At 69.5% G+C, this 18,973-nt stretch carries 17 protein-coding genes and 1 tRNA gene; 7 read left to right on the top strand and 11 right to left on the bottom strand.

Features of this window, described 5'->3' with window-relative positions; all coding sequences use genetic code 11:
* The gene (map, locus tag ABD235_RS00090; protein WP_344167290.1) at positions 1 to 771 is read left to right on the top strand and encodes a type I methionyl aminopeptidase; all 771 of its coding nucleotides are present in this window, start codon (positions 1 to 3) and stop codon (positions 769 to 771) included.
* 54 nt (positions 772 to 825) lie between these two features.
* On the opposite strand, the gene ABD235_RS00085 is transcribed toward map, so the two are convergent.
* Genes ABD235_RS00085 through ABD235_RS00075 form a run of 3 tightly spaced genes read right to left on the bottom strand, consistent with a single transcriptional unit; the run spans position 826 to position 2,260 of the window.
* Positions 826 to 1,452, bottom strand: coding sequence for a dihydrofolate reductase family protein (locus ABD235_RS00085; RefSeq protein ID WP_344167287.1), 627 nt, complete (start codon positions 1,450 to 1,452; stop codon positions 826 to 828).
* The gene (locus ABD235_RS00080) at positions 1,449 to 1,925 is read right to left on the bottom strand and encodes an SRPBCC domain-containing protein (RefSeq protein ID WP_344167284.1); all 477 of its coding nucleotides are present in this window, start codon (positions 1,923 to 1,925) and stop codon (positions 1,449 to 1,451) included. The genes ABD235_RS00085 and ABD235_RS00080 overlap by 4 nt, the downstream gene beginning before the upstream one ends.
* Positions 1,922 to 2,260, bottom strand: coding sequence for an ArsR/SmtB family transcription factor (locus ABD235_RS00075; protein ID WP_344167281.1), 339 nt, complete (start codon positions 2,258 to 2,260; stop codon positions 1,922 to 1,924). The genes ABD235_RS00080 and ABD235_RS00075 overlap by 4 nt, the downstream gene beginning before the upstream one ends.
* Positions 2,261 to 2,434: 174 nt before the next feature.
* On the opposite strand from ABD235_RS00075, the gene ABD235_RS00070 reads away from it, so the two are divergent.
* A complete protein-coding gene (locus tag ABD235_RS00070) occupies positions 2,435 to 3,124 on the top strand; it encodes an alpha/beta hydrolase (RefSeq protein WP_344167278.1) in 690 nt (229 codons plus the stop codon).
* A 145-nt stretch (positions 3,125 to 3,269) separates the two neighbouring features.
* On the opposite strand, the gene ettA is transcribed toward ABD235_RS00070, so the two are convergent.
* The 4 genes from ettA to ABD235_RS00050 form a co-directional block, all read right to left on the bottom strand.
* Positions 3,270 to 4,952 carry an energy-dependent translational throttle protein EttA gene (gene ettA / locus ABD235_RS00065; protein ID WP_344167275.1) on the bottom strand — a complete coding sequence of 561 codons (1,683 nt, stop codon included), beginning with the start codon at positions 4,950 to 4,952 and terminating at the stop codon, positions 3,270 to 3,272.
* Between the two features lie 62 nt (positions 4,953 to 5,014).
* Positions 5,015 to 5,341 (bottom strand): hypothetical protein, encoded by a 327-nt coding sequence (locus ABD235_RS00060; protein ID WP_344167272.1) that lies wholly within the window; start codon positions 5,339 to 5,341, stop codon positions 5,015 to 5,017.
* 67 nt (positions 5,342 to 5,408) lie between these two features.
* A complete protein-coding gene (locus tag ABD235_RS00055; RefSeq protein ID WP_344167269.1) occupies positions 5,409 to 6,179 on the bottom strand; it encodes a DinB family protein in 771 nt (256 codons plus the stop codon).
* Positions 6,180 to 6,219: 40 nt separating this feature from the next.
* Complete coding sequence (locus ABD235_RS00050; protein WP_344167266.1) at positions 6,220 to 6,663, bottom strand: single-stranded DNA-binding protein; 444 nt, start codon at positions 6,661 to 6,663, stop codon at positions 6,220 to 6,222.
* A 173-nt stretch (positions 6,664 to 6,836) separates the two neighbouring features.
* Here ABD235_RS00050 and ABD235_RS00045 point away from each other — a divergent pair, with 173 nt between their 5' ends.
* Positions 6,837 to 7,457, top strand: coding sequence for an SRPBCC family protein (locus tag ABD235_RS00045; protein WP_344167263.1), 621 nt, complete (start codon positions 6,837 to 6,839; stop codon positions 7,455 to 7,457).
* Positions 7,458 to 7,602: 145 nt separating this feature from the next.
* Here ABD235_RS00045 and ABD235_RS00040 read toward each other — a convergent pair whose 3' ends face one another.
* From ABD235_RS00040 to ABD235_RS00030, 3 genes are all read right to left on the bottom strand, one after another.
* Entirely contained in the window at positions 7,603 to 9,282 is a 1,680-nt protein-coding gene (locus ABD235_RS00040; protein ID WP_344167260.1) for a GTPase, read from the bottom strand.
* On the bottom strand, positions 9,279 to 12,380 hold the full coding sequence (locus ABD235_RS00035) for a GTPase family protein (RefSeq protein WP_344167257.1): 3,102 nt from the start codon (positions 12,378 to 12,380) through the stop codon (positions 9,279 to 9,281). The genes ABD235_RS00040 and ABD235_RS00035 overlap by 4 nt, the downstream gene beginning before the upstream one ends.
* 174 nt (positions 12,381 to 12,554) lie before the next feature.
* Positions 12,555 to 14,234 (bottom strand): PrsW family intramembrane metalloprotease, encoded by a 1,680-nt coding sequence (locus ABD235_RS00030; RefSeq protein ID WP_344167254.1) that lies wholly within the window; start codon positions 14,232 to 14,234, stop codon positions 12,555 to 12,557.
* A 190-nt stretch (positions 14,235 to 14,424) separates the two neighbouring features.
* On the opposite strand from ABD235_RS00030, the gene ABD235_RS00025 reads away from it, so the two are divergent.
* The 3 genes from ABD235_RS00025 (at position 14,425) to ABD235_RS00015 (ending at position 17,200) form a co-directional block, all read left to right on the top strand.
* Positions 14,425 to 14,501: transfer RNA gene (locus ABD235_RS00025), tRNA-Arg, on the top strand.
* A 170-nt stretch (positions 14,502 to 14,671) separates the two neighbouring features.
* Positions 14,672 to 16,525, top strand: coding sequence for a galactose oxidase early set domain-containing protein (locus ABD235_RS00020; RefSeq protein ID WP_344167251.1), 1,854 nt, complete (start codon positions 14,672 to 14,674; stop codon positions 16,523 to 16,525).
* 447 nt (positions 16,526 to 16,972) lie between these two features.
* Positions 16,973 to 17,200 carry a hypothetical protein gene (locus tag ABD235_RS00015; RefSeq protein ID WP_184793264.1) on the top strand — a complete coding sequence of 76 codons (228 nt, stop codon included), beginning with the start codon at positions 16,973 to 16,975 and terminating at the stop codon, positions 17,198 to 17,200.
* Positions 17,201 to 17,246: 46 nt separating this feature from the next.
* On the opposite strand, the gene ABD235_RS00010 is transcribed toward ABD235_RS00015, so the two are convergent.
* Positions 17,247 to 18,101: a class I SAM-dependent methyltransferase gene (locus ABD235_RS00010; RefSeq protein ID WP_344167246.1), complete on the bottom strand. Its 855-nt coding sequence runs from the start codon at positions 18,099 to 18,101 to the stop codon at positions 17,247 to 17,249.
* 111 nt (positions 18,102 to 18,212) lie between these two features.
* Here ABD235_RS00010 and ABD235_RS00005 point away from each other — a divergent pair, with 111 nt between their 5' ends.
* A complete protein-coding gene (locus ABD235_RS00005) occupies positions 18,213 to 18,914 on the top strand; it encodes a winged helix-turn-helix transcriptional regulator (protein WP_344167243.1) in 702 nt (233 codons plus the stop codon).
* Positions 18,915 to 18,973 lie beyond the last annotated feature (59 nt).

The following is an 18,973-nucleotide window of genomic DNA, read 5'->3' as shown; positions in this document are numbered from 1 at the left end:
ATGATCGAGATCCTCAGCCCCTCCGAACTACCCCGCGCGAAGGAGACCGGCGCCCTGGTCGCGGACATCCTGCAGACCATGAAGAGCCGCGCCACCGTCGGCACCAACCTGCTCGACATCGACGAGTGGACCAAGGCGATGATCCTCGAGGCCGGCGCGGAGTCCTGCTACGTCGACTACGCGCCGTCGTTCGGGCGCGGGCCGTTCGGTCACTACATCTGCACCGGCGTCAACGACGCCGTACTGCACGGCCTGCCGCACGACTACACCCTGGCCGACGGCGACCTGCTCAGCCTCGACCTCGCGGTCCTGAAGAACGGCGTCGCCGCCGACTCCGCGATCAGCTTCATCGTCGGCGAGTCGAAGCCCGCGGAAAGCGTCGCGCTGATCGACGCGACCGAGCGCGCCTTGCAGGCAGGGATCGCCGCCGCCGGGCCGGGCGCCCGGATCGGCGACCTCTCGCACGCCATCGGCACGGTGCTCAGCGACGCCGGGTACGAGATCAACACCGAGTTCGGCGGCCACGGCATCGGCTCGACGATGCACCAGGACCCTCACATCTCCAACACCGGCCGCCCCGGCCGCGGCTACAAACTCCGCCCCGGCCTTCTGCTCGCACTGGAGCCCTGGATCATGGCCGACACCGCCGAGCTCATCACCGACGACGACGGCTGGACCCTCCGCAGCGCCACCGGCTGCCGCACGGCCCACAGCGAACACACCATCGCCATCACCGACAACGGCGCAGAGATCCTCACCCTGCCGAGCTAGGTACACGTACTTCGCCGGGCCGTCGCAAGGCCCGGCCGCCGCGCTCTGACGACGTCACACGAACGCGCCGACTCCCTCGTACTCACCCACCTCGGCCGCGCCCGTCGCGTCGTACTGGAGCAGCAGCAATCCGGTCCTCGTCACCTCGTGGTTGCTCAGCTGAAGGCCGACGGGGGCGCCGGGGTGGTCGAGGAGCCGACGGCCAGATCCAACGACCGTCGGAGCAACGGCCAGGCGGAGCGTGTCGACGAGCCCGGCGGCCAGCAGCGTGTTGCCCAGCCGGCTGCTGCCGTGGATCTGCAGCTCGCGACCCGGCTCGGCCTTGAGCTTCGCTACGGACTCGACCGGGTCGCCGGCGAGGGTTGTCGTCGGGTCCCACGTCGCCTCGGTCAGCGTGCTGGTGACGACGTACTTCGGCAGCGTGTTCATCCGGCCGGTGTACGGATCGTCCGGGTCGGTGATCTGCGGCCAGTCCCGCGCGAACGCCTCGTACGTACGCCGGCCGAACAGCAGCCCGTCGGCCAGGTCGAGCCATTCCGACGTACGCCGTACGAACGTCTCGTCCAGGAACGGGATCAGCCACCCGCCCCGCGTGAACCCGTCGCTCGGATCCTCGGTCGGCGACCCCGGCCCCTGACTGACCCCGTCGAGCGTGACGAACTCGGTGAGCACGAGCTTCATCCCGCCGCCTCACTCTCGGCCACACCGGCGAGCTGCGCGGTGACCGAACCCCACCCGTCGGCGAACCCCAGCTCCTCGTGCAGCTTGCGCGAGGCCGGATCACCATGCCGTACGACGATCCGGTACGCCGTGCCGTCCGCGTGATCGGCCAGCGTGACCTCGGCCGTCATCGCGATCGGCGTCGGGTTCGTCGGGCGCCACGCGCTGTCGATCGTGTTCGTGAACACGATCCGCTCCAGCTTCTCGGCGACCACGAAACTCGCGTCGAGATGCGGAACGAACTTCTCCCCGTCCTCGCTCAGCTGCGTCACCAAAGCCCCACCCGGCCGTACCTCGAGCCGGTCCACCCGGCAGACCGCCGGAGCCGGCACCCACCACCGCGCGAACAGCGACGGCTCGGTCCAGGCGGTCCACACCACCGCCCGCGGCGCGCGAATCACCCGCTCCACCAGCAGATCGAGCTCCGGATTCATCGCTTCTCCTCCATCAGTTCGTCGACCAGGTTCTCCAGCCGATCGGTGCGCTCTTCCCACATCGCTCGCTGCTCGGCCAGCCAGTCGTCCACCAGCGCGAGCCGTTCCCGGTTCAGCACACAGGTCCGGACCCGCCCGACCTTGACCGTCCGGATCAGCCCGTTCGACTCCAGCGTCCGAACATGTTTCATGAACGACGGCAACGTCATCGGAAACTCACGCGCCAAATCCCCTACGCTCGTCGGCCCGCGCCCCAACCGCCGGATCACGTCCCGCCGCGTCGCGTCCGCCAACGCCGCGAACACCCCGTCGACCTCCGCCAAATACTGAGCCACGAGGCTAAGTATTATCTGACGTTAAGCCTCAAAGCAAACTGTTGAGCCAGTGAGCGGCGTCGTCCGTGCAACTCGAACCCGCGTCACAAACCACCCGGCCGCGGTGTCGAAGGCGTGTCCGGACCAACAGCAGACAAGCTGCCCGGCCGGAACGGCGACGAAGGAGATCGCGAAGTGACTACATTCGTTCTGGTCCACGGAGCATGGCACGGCCCGTGGGCCTGGGACCTGGTCGTGCCGCTGCTGCGCGGCGCCGGCGCCCGTACCCTCGTCCCCGACCTCAGCGCCGTCGGCGACCGCGGGCTGCACGACCACGCGAGCATCGTCATCGATGCCCTCGCCTCGGTGCCACCGGACGACGAGCTTGTACTGGTCGGACACAGCTACGCCGGCCTCGTCGTCCGGGAGGCAGCCGACGCGCGCCCAACCTCCGTCGACCACCTCGTCCTGCTGGACGGATGGGCTGGACCCGACGGCGCGAGCATGTTCAGCCTCGCCCCCGAGGCCTTCGTGACCGCGATCCGCTCCGCGGCAGAGAAGACCGGAGACGGGCACATCCCTGCTCCCCCACCGGCGGCGTTCGGCATCACCGACTCCACCACCGCGAACTGGCTCGCCGCGCGCCTACTCCCTCAGGCGCTGCGCACGTTCACCGAGCCCACCACCCTGACCGGAGCGGTCGCTCAGATTCCCGGAACAGCTCTCTACTGCGAGCCCCTGACGTACCCCTTCGACCGCCTAGGTGCGGCTGCCGGTTACCCCACCCACGCTCTCAGCGCTCCACACGACGCGATGCTCACCCACCCCGAAGTCGTCGCCCGGATGCTTCTGCAGTGTTCCCGTGCCGCCCAGAGCGCGTCGTAGCACCCGACCACGCCACCATTGCGCCAGCCACGAGGCCGACCGCGGCGGTCTCGGGGTTCCGAAGCCCTGAATTCCAGCAGTGCAACGAGTGAGCCCCACCTTCCCGGTCGGGAAGGTGGGGCTCCGGAGACTCGGACGACCTGGGTCAGTCGCGCGTCAGCTTGCGGTGGGTCACCCGGTGCGGGCGAGCCGCTTCGGCGCCGAGGCGCTCGATCTTGTTGGCCTCGTACGACGCGAAGTTGCCCTCGAACCAGAACCAGGCGGACGGGTCCTCGTCGGTGCCTTCCCAGGCGAGGATGTGGGTGGCGACGCGGTCGAGGAACCACCGGTCGTGGGAGATCACCACGGCGCAGCCGGGGAACTCGAGCAGGGCGTCCTCGAGCGACTGCAGGGTCTCGACGTCCAGGTCGTTGGTCGGCTCGTCGAGCAGCAGCAGGTTGCCGCCCATCTTCAGGGTCAGCGCGAGGTTCAGCCGGTTGCGCTCACCGCCGGACAGGACGCCGGTCGGCTTCTGCTGGTCCGGGCCCTTGAACCCGAACGACGCGACGTACGCGCGGCTCGGCATCTCGAAGTTCGCGACCTTGATGTAGTCGAGCTCGTCGGAGACCTGCTGCCAGACCGTCTTCTTCGGGTCCAGGCCACCGCGGGACTGGTCGACGTAACTGATCCGCACGGTCTCGCCGAGCTTCAGCGACCCCGCGTCGGGGGTCTCCTCGCCGACGATCATCCGGAACAGCGTCGACTTGCCGACACCGTTCGGGCCGACGATGCCGACGATGCCGGCCCGCGGCAGCGAGAAGCTCAGGCCGTCGATCAGCTTGCGGTCGCCGAAGCCCTTCTCCAGCTTGCTGACCTCGAGCACCGTGCTGCCGAGCCGCGGACCGGCCGGGATGTTGATCTCGTCGATGTCGAGCTTCTTGGAGCGCTCGGCCTCAGCGGCCAGTTCCTCGTACCGGGCCAGGCGGGACTTGCTCTTGGTCTGCCGGGCCTTCGCGTTCGACCGGACCCACTCGAGCTCGCGCTCCAGGATCTTCTGCCGCTTGGCGTCCTTCTGGCCCTCGACGACCAGACGGGCCTGCTTGGTCTCCAGGTACTTCGAGTAGTTGCCCTCGTACCCGTAGGTCTTGCCGCGGTCCATTTCCAGGATCCACTCGGCGACGTTGTCCAGGAAGTACCGGTCGTGGGTGATCGCCAGGACGGCGCCCGGGTACTTCTGCAGGTGCTGCTCCAGCCAGAGCACCGACTCGGCGTCCAGGTGGTTGGTGGGCTCGTCGAGCAGCAGCAGATCGGGCTGCTGCAGCAGGAGCTTGCACAGCGCGACGCGGCGGCGCTCACCACCGGACAGGTTGTCGACGATCGCGTCGGCCGGCGGGCAGCGCAGCGCGTCCATCGCCTGCTCGAGCTGGGCGTCGACGTCCCACGCGTTGCGGTGGTCGAGCTCGGTCTGCAGGTCACCCATCTCGGCCAGCAGGGTGTCGTAGTCGGCGTCGGGATCGGCCAGCTCGGCGCTGATCTCGTTGAACCGGTCGAGCTTCTTCTTGGTGTCGCCGACACCTTCCTCGACGTTCTCCAGGACCGTCTTGCCCTCGGTCAGCGGGGGCTCCTGCAGCAGGATCCCCACCGTGGCGCCCTCGGCCAGCCGCGCCTCACCGTTCGAGGCCTGGTCCAGTCCCGCCATGATCTTGAACAGCGAGGACTTGCCGGTGCCGTTCGGCCCGACCACGCCGATCTTCGCCCCGGTCAGGAAGTTCAAGGTGACGTTGTCGAGCACGACCTTGTCCCCGTGCGCCTTCCGGACGTTACGGAGCGTGTAGATGAATTCCGCCATGCTCCAGAGCCTATGCGCTGCCCCCCACCCAATCCCAACCGGCGCCCACGCTCACCGCCCGGTCAGGTCCCGTCAGAAGCTCTCACCAGCTCCGCCGCTCGCCGGCGAGCGGTGGCCCACTGCCGAAGGACGACTCCGAACGCACCCGCTCCGACGAACCCGGCAACAGCGCTGGACACGTTGCCCGCCAGCAAGTTGACCACCGCCGAGAGCGCGACCAGAACACCCACCACCACGAGAAACCTGCGCTGCCGCACCGCTCCCGTCACCCGATGGCTGGCGATCCGAAGGGCGGCCGCACGAATCACCGGATCAGGATGCACCTCCCCACGCTGGGCGGCCCGGTACGCCTTCGCCTGCTGATCAGGTGACAACTGATCGGCACCCACAGCCCGCAGCTCGCGCTGGCGCAAGCTGAGCCCCAACCCACCGCCGACACGGCAAGCCCTCCAGCGATCACCGGTCCATCAGCGCGTCCAGGTCTCGTTCGGCGTACAGGCGGTGCTGCCACTCCTCCTGTACGACGGCGCGCAGGCAGCGGGTCATCGGGAAGCTCTCGGACTCGGGATACCCCGGATCCGGTACCGGCGTTGTCGACGTTGCGAGCTGTTCGTCGGTGAGCTCGGCGAAGAACCGTCGGACCGTCGCCTGCCGTTCCGCCCGCACCTCCAGCACCTCATCGAGCCCCGGCCGGGCGTCACGATCGCGGGGAACGGATGGCACGTCGGGCATCTCGTCGTGCGGCAGGTCGAGCGGGTGCCACGGCGTGGGGTCGCCGAGGACCGCTCGGTTCAGCCAGGCGTCCGTGGCGAACACCAGGTGCCGCAGCGTCTCGGTGAACGACCACTCGCCATCAACCCGCTCGTGCAACCGCTCGGGCGGCAACGCCCGCGCCCGGTCGACCGTCTCCGCCCACAGCCGTTCGAGAGCAGCCCACGCCTCCCGATAGCCGTCGGCATCCACCGGCCGCATCTTGGCCCGATCGGGCTGCCGTCGATCCAGCTCCGCCTCCACCAGCGGTACGACGTCGACGCCGTTGATCCGCAAATTCTCGATCTGGGCGTCGATCTCGACGTTCACCAGCGCGGCACCCCGGATCGTGACGCCACTCAGGTCGACCAGCTGGAATCGCGCCCCGGACAGGTCGACGTCGTGGAAGCTCGCTCCGGTCAGGTAGACATCCTCGAACCGCGCACCGGTCAGGTTCTCCTTGACGAATTCAGTCACCCGCTCACCCTGCCCCGGCCGTTCCCGAACAGTCCACTTCTCACGCGGCCTCCTCGGCGCTGAACGGGTTCGCCTCGCCCGGGAGGTCGTCGAACGGTGAAGGCTGCGCTGCGAGCCCCTGCGGCAACTGCTTGCGGAAGGTCGTCGTACCGCGGGACAGGTCGTGGCCGACCGAGAAGGCCTCGATCAGCGTGCGGGAGCGTGGTTCGCCGTTCTCGGTCCACTCGCTGGTCCTGAGGCGGCCGTAGACCACGACGGGATCGCCGCGGTTGATCGAGTCGGCGACGTTCTGGGCCAGCAAACGCCAGCAGTCGACGGTGAACCACGTGGTCGGGCGATCCACCCATGTGTTCTGGTTCTTGTCGAAGCTGCGCGGCGTCGATCCGATCCGGAACGACGCCACCGTCGCACCGCCGTCCAGCTTCTTCAGCTCGACGTCACTGCCGACCCAGCCCGTCAGGGTCAGGTACGCGTCATTGCTCATGATTCCTCCGATCGCGGATGTGCTGTCACCAGAGAAGATGCCCGCGACCGGGCCCGCCGCGAAAACGAACTTCCGGCCTGGGGACAACCCCCAAGCCTTAGCCTTGACTTATATAAGCCAACCCCGGCATTCTGGACCCCGGCAAGTACTTCACGAGAGGCGGCAGCACACCGATGGACATCCTGGAACACATCACCGCGGTCCAGCGCGAGGTCACCCGGACCGGCGAGACGGCGACGGTGCGGATGCGCCGTACCTACCAGGGAACGCCCGACGAGGTCTGGGACGCGCTCACCGACCCGGCGCGGATGGCGCGCTGGTTCTCCCCCGTCACAGGCGAGCTCAAGATCGGCGGCAGCTTCCAGATCCAGGGCAACGCCGGCGGCGAGATCCTCGAGTGCGAGCCGCCCCAGCGCTACAAGGTCAGCTTCGGCGGACCGACGAGCCTGCTCGAGGTCCGGCTGACGCCGGGCACCGGTGACACCACCGAGTTCGAGCTCGAGCACTCGATGGAGGGCCCGCCCGCTCCCGGCGGCGCCGGCGCCCTGTACGTCGGCCCGGGCTGGGACGGCGCGATCGCCGGCCTCGGGCTCTACCTGGACGGCGATCTCCCCGAGGACGCCGACCCGGTCGAGATGGCCAACTCCCCCGAGGTCGTCGACTACAACGAGGCCTGCCTCAAGGCGTGGATCGAGGTCGTCCGCGCCTCCGGCACGACCACCGAGCAGGAGCTCGACGAGGCGATCGCGGTCGCGACGGCCCAGTACGTCCCCGAGGACCCGCCGCAGCAGTAGCCCCCGCCCACAACGGGGACCTTGAACAACAAACCGGGACTGCGAACAGGCTATGACCTGTTCACAGTCCCGGTTTCGTGGTCAAGGTCCCACCAGCACGACGCCCCGCCGGCACGACCGCGCGCCAGTACGACGACCGCCAACCTCAGCGCCGCGCGACCGCCAGCTTGTCGCGGCAGACCGTGTACGCGTCCAGCTCGGTCCGGGCCGGGTCGACAACGTGGCTGTCGGCAACCTTTTCCAGCTCGGCCCGCAGCGCCCGCGCGACCAGGCGGGCCCGCCGGTTCGCGCCGTTCGTGGCGAACAGCCGGCACGCCAGCGACACCAGTACGCCGATCACGACCCCGCCGATCAGCATCAGCGTCGCGTACGGGATCCCGTTCCACCGCGGCAGCGGCGGATCCTCGAGCTGCAGGTACCCGAAGACCGCCAGGACGGCCAGCCACACCGCACCACCCAGCGCCACCAGGAACAGCAGCCACTGCAGGAACCGCGCGGCACCCCACCAGCCCGGCGTCGACGTCGCGCCGAGATCCGTACGCGCAACGGCCTGGTCCAGCTCGTCGCCCAGCGACTCCTCGCGCTTGCGAACCGCCGAACGCACCGAGTCCGCCCACGGCCGCGACAGCCCCTCGGCCGCCTTGTTCGTGATCGTCCGTACGGCGGTGTCCATCCGGGCCCGCTGCACCGGCGTTGCCGCAGGCAACGAAGAGCGGGCGATCGACACCTCGTTCGACGCTGACTTGCGAGCCGCCTTGCCCTGCTGGCGGGCGCCGCCGTCCAGGTGCAGGCGCCGCAGCGGGTCGGGCCGGAACCGGCCGAGCCACTTCGTCACCGGCCAGCCCGTCGCGGCCCGGGCACGCTGCAGGTACGACCGCCGGACGGCATCGACCACAACCGGTACGCCGGAAGCGTCCGACAGCGCGTCGACCAGCTCGGTGACGTCCGACTTGGCGATCTCCGGCGTCTTCGCCGTACCGCACTGGCTGGCCATCCGGTCCGCGACGCGGTCGACGTCGGCCGCCAGCCGCTCGCGCGCGGCGCGCTTGTTGCTGACCCGCTTGACCAGCAGGCCGCGCATCTCGGCCAGGCCGTCGCCGCTGACCGCCGACGTACCGACGACGGTCGGGTTCTTCAGCCCGTCGGACTTCAGCAGCCGGTCGAGGTCGGTCAGGCAGCTCTTGCGCTGCTCCTCGGTGAGCTTGTCGATGTGGTTCAGCGCGAACACCATCACCGACGAGTGCGACGCGAACGGCTTGATGTAGCGGTTGTGCAGCGCGGCGTCGGCGTACTTCTGCGGGTCGACCACCCAGATCAGCAGGTCCACCAGCTCGACCAGCCGGTCCACGATCAACCGGTGCTCGACCTCGGTCGAGTCGTGGTCGGGCAGGTCCAGCAGGACCAGACCGTCCAGGTCCTCGGACTGCGCCTCCTCCAGCGAGCTGCGGTGCTGCACCTGGTGCCGACGCGGGATGCCCAGCCAGTTCAGCACCTCACCGGCCGGCTCCTCACCCCAGACACAGGCCAGCGGCATCGAGCTGGTAGGCCGGCGCGTTCCGATCGCGGCCAGGTCCAGCCCCGTCAGCGCGTTGAACAGCGACGACTTGCCGGAACCGGTGGCACCGGCCAGCGCGACCACCGTCAGGTCGCCGGACATCCGCAGCCGCTGCCCGGCCCGGTCGACGATCTGCTCGGCCTCACTGAGCACCACCTGGTCGAGGCGGCCCTTGCCGGCCTCGGCCGCGTCCTCCAGCGCCTCGATTTTGGTCAGGACATCGGAAGAGCCGCGTACCAGGCCCTTGACCGTATCCACAATTCCCGTCACGTGCAGTCCTCCACCGCGCGCGCGGCCTCGGTCAGTTGCCTGGGTGCTTCGGGATCGACCGGATGCTGGTCGAGCACAGCCAGGTAGCGGGCGAATTCGGCATCCATCAGGGCATGAACCCTATCCTCGAGATCCTGCCGGGCCTTCGCCGCCAGGGACCGCACGGCCTGGTCGCCGAACACCGCCTCCAGCAACTTCTGGCCGACCACCGCGGTGCCCGCGCCGACGCCGACCTCGGCGCCGGTGATGCCCGCGGTGCTGGCGAAGATCACGACCATCAGCGACAGGCCCAGCCCGTTCACGCCGTACGCCAGGATGCGCGCCGTCGACCGCTTGTCCGCGCCCTCCTTGCGAACCAGGTCGAGCACGTAGCCCTGCCACTCGCGCACCGCGCGGCTCGCGGCCGCCGGGAAGTCCTTCGACATCCGGCCCAGGTCGCGCTCACCGGCGGCCAGCAACTGCCGTCCGGCCGCTGTCGACTGCCACGACTCCTCGGCCCGTTCGGCCGCGGCCTCCGCGTGCTCGCGCAGCAGCGACTCCAGCCCGGACTCGACGGCGTCGTTGAGATCGCGGGTCGGCGGCGGCTTGCCGACGATCGACGCACGGACCTTGTCGCGCATCCGTCCGACGTTGGTCTGCAGGCCCTTCAGCAGCTCGCCGGTCCCGACGAACTCCTGCCAGCGCGCCAGCACCTCGCCGCGCAGCATCGTGCCGTCCTGGGTCGCCTTCGCGATGTCCTTCACGGCCCGCTCGTACGCCGTCTCGGCGTTCGCGCGCAGCTCGACGAACGTGTCGGCCTGGTCCCGGACCGCCTTCGAGAAGGCCGGCGTCTTCTTCGTCATCGCGGTGACCGCGCCCTGCAGCGTCCGCCGTACGACGGCCGAACGGGCCTCCGCGTCGGCGGCCAGGTCGATCAGCCAGTCCTTGATCGAGGCAACCGTCTCGGTCGGCAGCATGCCGCGGTCGTCGACCACGGTCTCCTTGATGCTGAACAGCGGCGAGTCGCCGAGTCCACGCTCGAGCAGCATCTGGGCCAGGTGCCCGGTGATGTCGTCGATGGTGTCGGCCGGGGCACGGTCCAGGACGACGGCAACCGCCGTACTGCGGTCCGAGGCGCTCTGCAGGAACTCCCACGGCACCGCGTCGGCGTACCGGGCGGCGGTCGTCACGAACAGCCAGAGATCCGCGGCCGCGAGCAACTGCGTCGCGAGGTCACGGTTGGCCTCGACGACGGAGTCGATGTCCGGGGCATCCAGTACGGCGAGGCCGCGCGGAATGGTGTCAGCGGCAACCAATCGGATCTGGCCCGGGTCCTCCGTGCCGCCCGGGCTGTCGCCGCTCGAGCGTGCCATCCCGGGCAGGACGCGGTCGCCCGCGAACCACTCGGCGTCGGCCGGGTTGTGGATCAGCACCGGGGACCTGGTGGTCGGGCGCAGTACGCCCGGCTCGCTGACGACCTGGCCGATCAGGCTGTTGACCAGCGTCGACTTGCCGGCGCCGGTGGACCCGCCGACGACCGCGAGGACCGGCGCTTCGAGCTGCACGAGGCGCGGGAGAACGTAGTCGTCGAGCTGGTCGAGCATCGCCTTCCGCTGCTGGCGGGCCTCGTCGGCTCCCACCACGTCGAGCGGAAGCTTGCTGTCGGCAAGCGCCCCGCGCAGCTTCATCAGCGCGGTGATCAAGGCCATCGCCGCCTGCTGCTCGGCCGCCTTCGCCGCCAACTCCTCCGCCGAAAGCACAACCTCCGGCTCGGCCTCGGCGGCGTCGTCGCCGGACTCGCCCTCATCGGAGTCGGCGTCGTCCTCAGTCGAGTCGGCGTCGTCCTCGGCCGAGTCGGCGTCGCCCTCTGGCGAGTCGACGTCGTCGGCCTGCGGCTTCTCGCCGGACTCGTCTACAGCCTCAGCCTGTTCGCTCGCAGGCTGAGCCTCCGAGCCGGCATCGGTGGTCGACTCCTCCACAGACTCATCCGCAACTGATGCAACAGCTTCAGCCTTATCCCCCGCGACCTCTTCACTCGCAGGCTCGTCCGCTGCAGAAGTTTCAGCCGGAGTCTCGTCGGCAGGCTTGTCCGCCTTCGCCGGCTCCTCGACGGTTGCCGGCTCTTCGACGGCGGTCGGCTCTTCGACGGCGGTCGGCTCGTCAACAGCGTCAGGCTCGTCCATCGCGACGGCGGCAGGCTCGTCCGTCGCGACGGCGGCTGGCTCTTCAACAGCCTCTACCGGCTCAGGCTCGTCCTCGGGCTCGTCCGTCGCCTCTGCGGCTTCTTCAAACTCAGCGGTTGCCGGGGCGACAGCTTCCTCGGAGTCGTCCTCGGCCTCGCCCGTCGGCTCTTCGCTGTCCGGCGTCGTCGGCTCGTCGGATGCGTCGACGGCAGGCGTCTCCTCGGCAACCGACTCCTGCACCTCGGCAACCGGCGTCTCGGCCTCGTCGCCGGGAGCAACCTCTTCGGTTGCCGGCTCTTCGGCAACTACCGCGGACTTCTTCGCGGCGGCCTTCTTCGCCGACTTCTTCGGCTTCTCCTCCGGTACGTCGGCCGCGACCGTCTGCGGGTCGACCATCCGCGCGGACTCCGGGACCTCGCCGCCCTTGGGCAGACCGATGATGATCTCGCCGTACTCCAACGGGAAACCGTCCGGCGACTCTTCCGGCTCGTACGTCACGCCGACCGCCGGACGGTCGTCCTCGGAGTCCTCGTCTTCAGCGGCCGACTCGGACTCGTCCTCGTCCTTCGACTCGGGCTCGTCACCTTCCGCCGGCTCGTCTGCGGAAGACGCAGCATCCTCCGACGCAGACTCAGCAGCCGCATCCGGTGCCGCCTTGGCAGACGCCTCTGTCGACTCGTCGGCGTCAGACTTCGGCTCCGCAGCAGCCGGCGCATCGGCGGCATCCGCCGTCGCCTCAGCATCCGGCGTCGCCTCGACAGCAGGCTTCGGCGTCGGCTCGTCCGCGGCCGGCTCCGGCGTCGACTCAGCGGCAGGCTTCGACTCAACGGCGGGCTTCGGCTCGACGGCAGGCGTCGGCTCGGGCTCGACCGGGTCGGTCTTGCGTCGGCGGCGGCGCCAGAAGCCCTTGCCCTTGGCACCGGTGTCGGTCGTCATCCGGGCAGGCTCCGCCTGGTCCGGAACCTGCGGCTCATCCGAGCGCTCCGAACCCTCACCAGCTGCTGACCTGATGTCAGCCACGGTGTCCGTCCACGAGCACAGAGTGCCCGGTCGGACAGCGCAGAAGCAAAGTCATCTTCATCCCGTGTGGCGGCGTGGACGGGGGGCAAGTCACTGCGACGGTGGATAGGGACCGTATCCTCCCGGCGGTCCCGGGTTTCCAGTGGGTCCCGGTGGGTAACCGGGCCGGCCCGCTGGGTAGCCGGGTTGGCCGGTCGGATACCCCGGCTGACCGTCCGGATAACCACCCGGCTGATGTCCTCCAGGAACCCCCGGACCACCGCCCTGCTCCGGTCCCCGGGGCGTGTCCTGCGGCTGGTACGGCGTCCCGTTCGGCTGCGTCCCACCCTGGTACCCAGGCCCATTCTGCTGCTGAGGCCCGCCCGGATACGCCGGCTGCTGAGGAGCACCCGGATACGCCGGCCCACCCTGCTGCGGCCCGCCGTACCCAGGCCCTCCCGGATACCCCGGCGCGCCCTGCTGCTGCCCAGGCGCAGGCGCACCGCCGTACGGCGGCACCGCCGGCCCGGCGGGTGCGAACGCCGGGACCGCGGTGGCGAACGCAGGCATCGGCGGGAACGGAACAGAAGGCCTGCGGGCCCGCAACTCGTCGAGCAGCTTCTTCTCGGTGGACAGCGCGTCCGCGCCGATCACCTGCCGGACGATCTTGTCGCGCAGGTACGCGAGCTCGGTCGCGGTGTGCTGGAACGCCTTCGCGGCGACCTCGGCCTCGGGGCCGTACCGCTTCGCGTTCTGGCGCAGCGCCTTGCGGCCGCGCAGCGTCGCGATCAGCGGGACGTCCTGGCCGTTCAGCCAGCCGAAGCGCACGTAGTCGTACAGCCGGGACGCGATCATCTGTCCCTCGCGCGAACGCATCACCAGGGCGAAGACCAGCATCGCGAGGAACAGCGGCACCATCAGGAACAGGTAGACGGTCAGGAAGCCGCTCCCGCCGGCCCAGCTCGCGCCGCCGTTCCACAGTCCGTGCAGCAGCACGGCGCTCAGGTAGCCGACCACGGGCGCGAGGAAGCGGACCGCCGTACTGCGGTGCCTGACCGCGATCCCGATGCCGATCGCCGTGAACGAGGTGAAGAGTGGATGCGCGAACGGCGAGAGCCCGCCGCGCAGGATGAACAGCCCGAGCACGCCCTTCACGCCGGCCGCGTTGCCGCCCTCCTCGGAGAGCTGGTCGAAGATCCGGCCGAAGTACAGGATGTTCTCGGTGAAGGCGAACCCGATGCCGACCATGCCGGCGTACACGAGTCCGTCGATGATCCCGTCGAACTCCTTCTTCCGCACCAGCGCCAGCAGCAGGATCACCGAGCCCTTGGCGAACTCCTCGACCGGCGGCGCCACGAAGACCGCGGCCCGGCTGCCGCCGCTGGTCGTCTCGTGCAGCAGGTCCGCGGCGCGGGTGTTGATGAAGATCGCGGCCAGGGTCGCGATGAACGCGCCCCAGCAGAGCGCGAAGACCAGGTACTTGAGCGGCTCCGGTTCGTAGCGGTCCAGCCACAGGTACAGCGGGATGATGACCAGGATCGGGACGAACGCGAGTCCCATCCCCCAGGCGAAGCCGGTCGAGCCGACCGACTTGGCCACGATGCCGAAGATCAGCAGCCCGGCGATCGCGAACACGACCGCGATCACGATGCCGATCAGCAGGCCGCGGTTGCGCCGCTGACCCGGGACCGGGTGCGGTCCCAGCGTGTTCGGCTGCGGGTACGGCGCGCCGACCGAGCCGCTCGCCACCGGTTGCGGCGCGTCGGCAGGGCCTCCTGAGGGGTAACTCATGCCCGCAGCCTAGTTGGAGTCCCGTCGGCACGGCAGAACCGGCCACTCGGCGTTACCGGGATGGAACGACAGGCGTGTACTTCTCCACCCGCTGTCCCGTACGCCGTACGCCCCGTCACGCCGCACCGGGGAACCCACGAGCGTGATCGACCCCCGATCTGAGACACTCTTCCCCGTGCCACCGGCACATGCGCCCGTAGCTCAGCTGGATAGAGCGTCGGACTTCTAATCCGTTGGTCGCAGGTTCGAATCCTGCCGGGCGCGCCAGCTGTGAGCGGGCGTATGCCCGTTTTGGCATACTGCGCCGCCGGGCCGTGGGGCCCGTTTGTGGAATAGACCGCTCCAGGCGCAACCTCCACCTCATCGCAACATCTGGCGGTTCGCCCGCATCGTGCTGATTAGCCGAGGTCTCGGCGTCAGCGTTATGGGGGCACCACATGAACAAACGATTGGCTCCTGCCTGCCCGCAGTACAAAGCCGTTGCCTCGGACAACAAGCCTGCCGGGGGAAGTCACTGGCCGGCGCGCCACCACAAACGGAGCGCGGCCGCCGTCGCCGCCCTGGCCGTGCTCGTCTCGATGCTCAGCGCCGGGACCGCCAACTCCGCCGTCCAAGAGGCCGTCGTTCCGCCACCAGCGGCTCCAGCGCCGACCAGCCGAGGCGTCACCTGCAACACGACCCCGGCCGCTGACCTCGGGGCGTGCATCAGCCGCATGCTGACGGACCCGAACGGCGCCTACTCGCCCGAGCACGTCCACACCACCGCCGAGAAGGAACCGGTGCGCGCCACCCGGCAGGCCGCCGCGGCTGCGACCGCCGGGTCGTGGTCGGTGGTCGCCGACTGCACCGTCAACGACTACAAGGTCAATCCGATCCACGCCAGCATGCTGAAGTCCGGCAAGATCCTGATGACCGCCGGATCGGGCAACAGCAGGACGTTCTTCGATCAGAAGGTCTTCAAGACCTGGCTGTGGGATCCCACCACCCCGGGGACATGTCCCCAGGAGATCCCCATGCCGGCCGGGATCGACCTGTTCTGTTCAGGTCACTCGCACCTGCCTGACGGCCGGGTGCTGTTCTTCGGCGGCACCGGCCGCTACGCCGGCGGCGGCCTGTACTACACGGGGATCCGCGAGTCCTACGCGTTCGACGAGGCCACCCTCACGTTCACGTCCACCGGCTTGATGAGCGTCGCCCGCTGGTACCCGAACGGTCCGGTCAACGCCGTCGGCAACCCCGTCGTCGTCAGCGGGCTGGACGCGAACGGCAAGGTCACCGCGACCAACGAGCTCTTCAACGCCACCACCGGCGCCTGGAGCAAGCTGCCCGGCAGCCGGATCTTCCCCCTGTACGCCGGAATGGTGCTCAGGAAGAACGGCACCCTGTGCTACTTCGGCGCGAACATGGGCGGCCGCGCGGGCGCCGTACCGGGATGCTGGAACTGGACCACCAACGCGTACTACCCGATCCCCGGACTGATCTACCCGGACTGCCGGGACCAGGCCTCGACGCTGCTCCTCCACCCCGCTCAGGCACAGAAGGTGATGCTCATCGGCGGCGGCTGCGGAGTCGGCACCACCGGGACCACCGCCACCGTCGACCTGAACGCGGCGAGCCACAAGTTCACCACCGGCCCGTACCTCGGCTTCGCCGCCATGCACAGCTGCGCGACGATCCTGCCCGACCGCTCCGCGTTCGTTGCCGGCGGCGCCGACCACAACACGAAACCACGCTTGCAAGCAGCGCGGCTCCCGGCCGGCGCCACCGCCTGGGAACAGCTCGCCAGTCCCACCGTGCCCCGCATGTACCACAGTTCCTGCATGCTGCTGGCGGACGGCTCGGTCCTCACCATGGGCACCACCGCACCACCCGGGGACCTGGTCGAGACCCGCTTCGAGATCTACAAGCCGTGGTACCTCCAGGCCGGCGTGACCCGTCCGACCATCACCAACGTCGCCGCGACCCTGAAGCTCGGCGGCACCTACGGGGTCGACTTCGCCGGCCCCGCGTCAGTCACCGGTGCCTCGCTGCAACGCCTGACCTCCGTCACCCACTCGTCAGACCCGAACCAGCGCTCGGTGGAGGTCCCGGTCGTCGCGACGACCACCTGGACCCGCAAACACCTCACCATCGAAGCCAACCGCGGCATCCTCCCGCCGGGCCTGTACCTGCTGACTCTCCGCGACTGGCGCAACATCCCGTCGAAGTCCCTCGTGGTCCGCATCGTCGAGAACACCCCGGTGGCCTCCGCGGGCTCCCCGTCCGCCGCCGTCCCCTGTTGCTGCTGCTGACCCTCGATGCCGGCCGCGATGCCTTGACGGCGTCGCGGTCGGCGTTACGTGCTAGTCGGCTGGCAGGCGTACGTCGACGACCTCGCCGTCGCCTTGGACGCCGATGACCGCGACCAGGCGCTTCGGCTGTTCATGAGGTTGGCCGGTTCCTCCGAGGAGGACATCGCGGGTGCCGAAGCGTCTCCGTTCTGGCCGGGGCTGGTGAGGCTCGCGCCAACGCTGCCGTACGCCGCCTGCATCGGCGAGGGTCCGCCGCCCGCGGATCAGCAGTCGTCGATCCTTTTCAGCGCATGCACAGGCCGTTACAGGGAGCAACGGCCACCGCTCCGGCGAGGCCGTAGGGCTGGGCGGCACGACGCCGAGGTCTGCGGAAAACGCCCCCGAACTCAGGGTGCCGCGCGACCGCCGGAGACGCGAAGCATGGTTTAGGCGCATACTTGAGGTCTGATGGAGCCTTCTCGCGCGACGACGCGTCGTCACCTGTCCACGAGTCCCTTCAAGCCCAGGGAACCCAAGCCGATCAAGACCTTCGAGGAGGGCGACCGGGTCTCCCACGACAAGGAGGGGATGGGCCGGATCAGCGCCGTCGAGGGAACGCACGCGGTGGTGGTCGACCTGGGCGGCGGCAAGCTGCTGCGGGTGCTCGCCCCCTTCGACAAGCTGCACGTGCTCTGACCTGACCTCCGGCTGACCGGCCTTCCGTGGAAGGCCGGCGCCGACGTCAGCGTGCCCCGGTGACGACGAGCATCTCGCACGGGCCGACGAACCCGGCCCCGGTCTCGAACTGCGCGAGCTGCTCGGTGATCTCCTGCCACGCCTCCTCCCGCCCGACGTCGTCGAGCCGGGACAGCATCTGGTGCAGCGCCCCGAAGGACTCGCGCTCGAAGCGCACACAGTCCGCGGCCGTGGCCATCCGGACCGGTGACTCGACCGTCGTGACGGTGACGTCCCGGAACCCCGCGTCGGTGAACGCCTGCTCGGCGACGCCCGGCGCCCCGAGGCTGAACGGGCCGGGTTGTCCGGGCAGCGGCGGCGGCAGTTCGGCCCTCCGGCGGATGATGCCGACGGGGATCGAGAAGAAGCCGTTCCGGTCCGGCGTGGAGTAGACCACCGCGGACAGCCTTCCCCCTGGCCGCAGCGCCCGGTGGATGCCGCGCAGTGCGGCCTGCTGGTCCGGGAAGTAGATCAGCCCGACCCGCGAGATCGCCGCGTCGAAGCTGCCTTCCGCCAGCACCGACAGATCCTCACCGTCGGCCTCGAGCGTCTCCACAGAAACGCCGGCCTCGGCCGCCACCACAGCGGCGTACGCGAGAATCGCCGGCGAGATGTCGGTCGCCAGGACGCGACCGCCCGGGCCGGCCAGTCGCGCGGCAGCGATGGTCTGCCCGCCCGCGCCGGCCGCGACGTCGAGCACCCGATCGTCCTCGCCGATGCGAGCCGCCTCCAGCATGGTCGCGGTGGCCGAACCGAGCCAGTCCTCGATCGCCGGCCCCCACCGGTGCCACGCCTCGGCGGCGTCCTCCCACTGCGCCCGCGTGGTCCGCTTGAACACGATCGGGTCGGATGCGACGGTCATGATGTCCCCCTTGGTGGTTGAGGGCTTCAGCCCACCAGCAACCACGCACCCGTCCTAGTACAGGTTCTGGACCTCGGTGGTACAAACCCTGGACCGAGCGCACAATGAGCCATGCGCGAGTACGCCCAGTACTGCCCGGTGGCACTGGCCAGCGCTGTGCTCGCCGACCGGTGGATGCCGCTGATCGTGCGCGAGCTCGTCCTCGGCAGCCGCCGGTTCAACGACATCGACCGCGGCCTGCCGGGCATCTCCCGCACGCTGCTCAAGCAGCGCCTCGAGCACCTGGCACGCAAGGGCGTGCTGGACCGCGTCCCCGTCGCCCGCGGCCACGAGTACCAGCTCACGCCCGCCGGCCGCGACCTCGAGCCGGTGATCATGGCGATAGGCGAGTGGGCCGTACGGTGGATGTTCACCGAGCCGGAGCCGCGCGAGGTCGACCCGGTCACGCTGACCTGGTGGATGTCACGCCGCATCGACGAGCAGGAGCTCCCGGGGCAGCGGGTGAACATCGAGTTCGACTACCGCGGCGACGACCCGACCCGGATCTGGCTGGTCCTCGACCAGCGCGAGGCCTCGGTCTGCACCGAGCACCCCGGCTTCAGCTCCGACGTCGTGATCACCACCGAGCCGGTGGCGCTGATGCGCGTCTTCGCGGGCATCGTCACGCTCGCCCAGGCCACCGCGGAGGGCAGCGTCATACTGACCGGGCCACCCCGGCTGCTTCGCGCGCTGCCGACCTGGTTTCTGTGGAGCCCGTTCGCCCCCGCCGTACGCGCTAGGTGTGATGTCCAGGGAGGTTGGTCAGTCGGGTGATGGGTGGCTGGCCTCCGATGGCGCTGTGGGGTCGGTGGTGATTGTAGAAGTGCAGCCAG

Source organism: Kribbella lupini (assembly GCF_039529595.1).
GTDB lineage: Bacteria > Actinomycetota > Actinomycetes > Propionibacteriales > Kribbellaceae > Kribbella > Kribbella lupini.
This window is presented reverse-complemented; position numbering and strand designations above follow the sequence as displayed.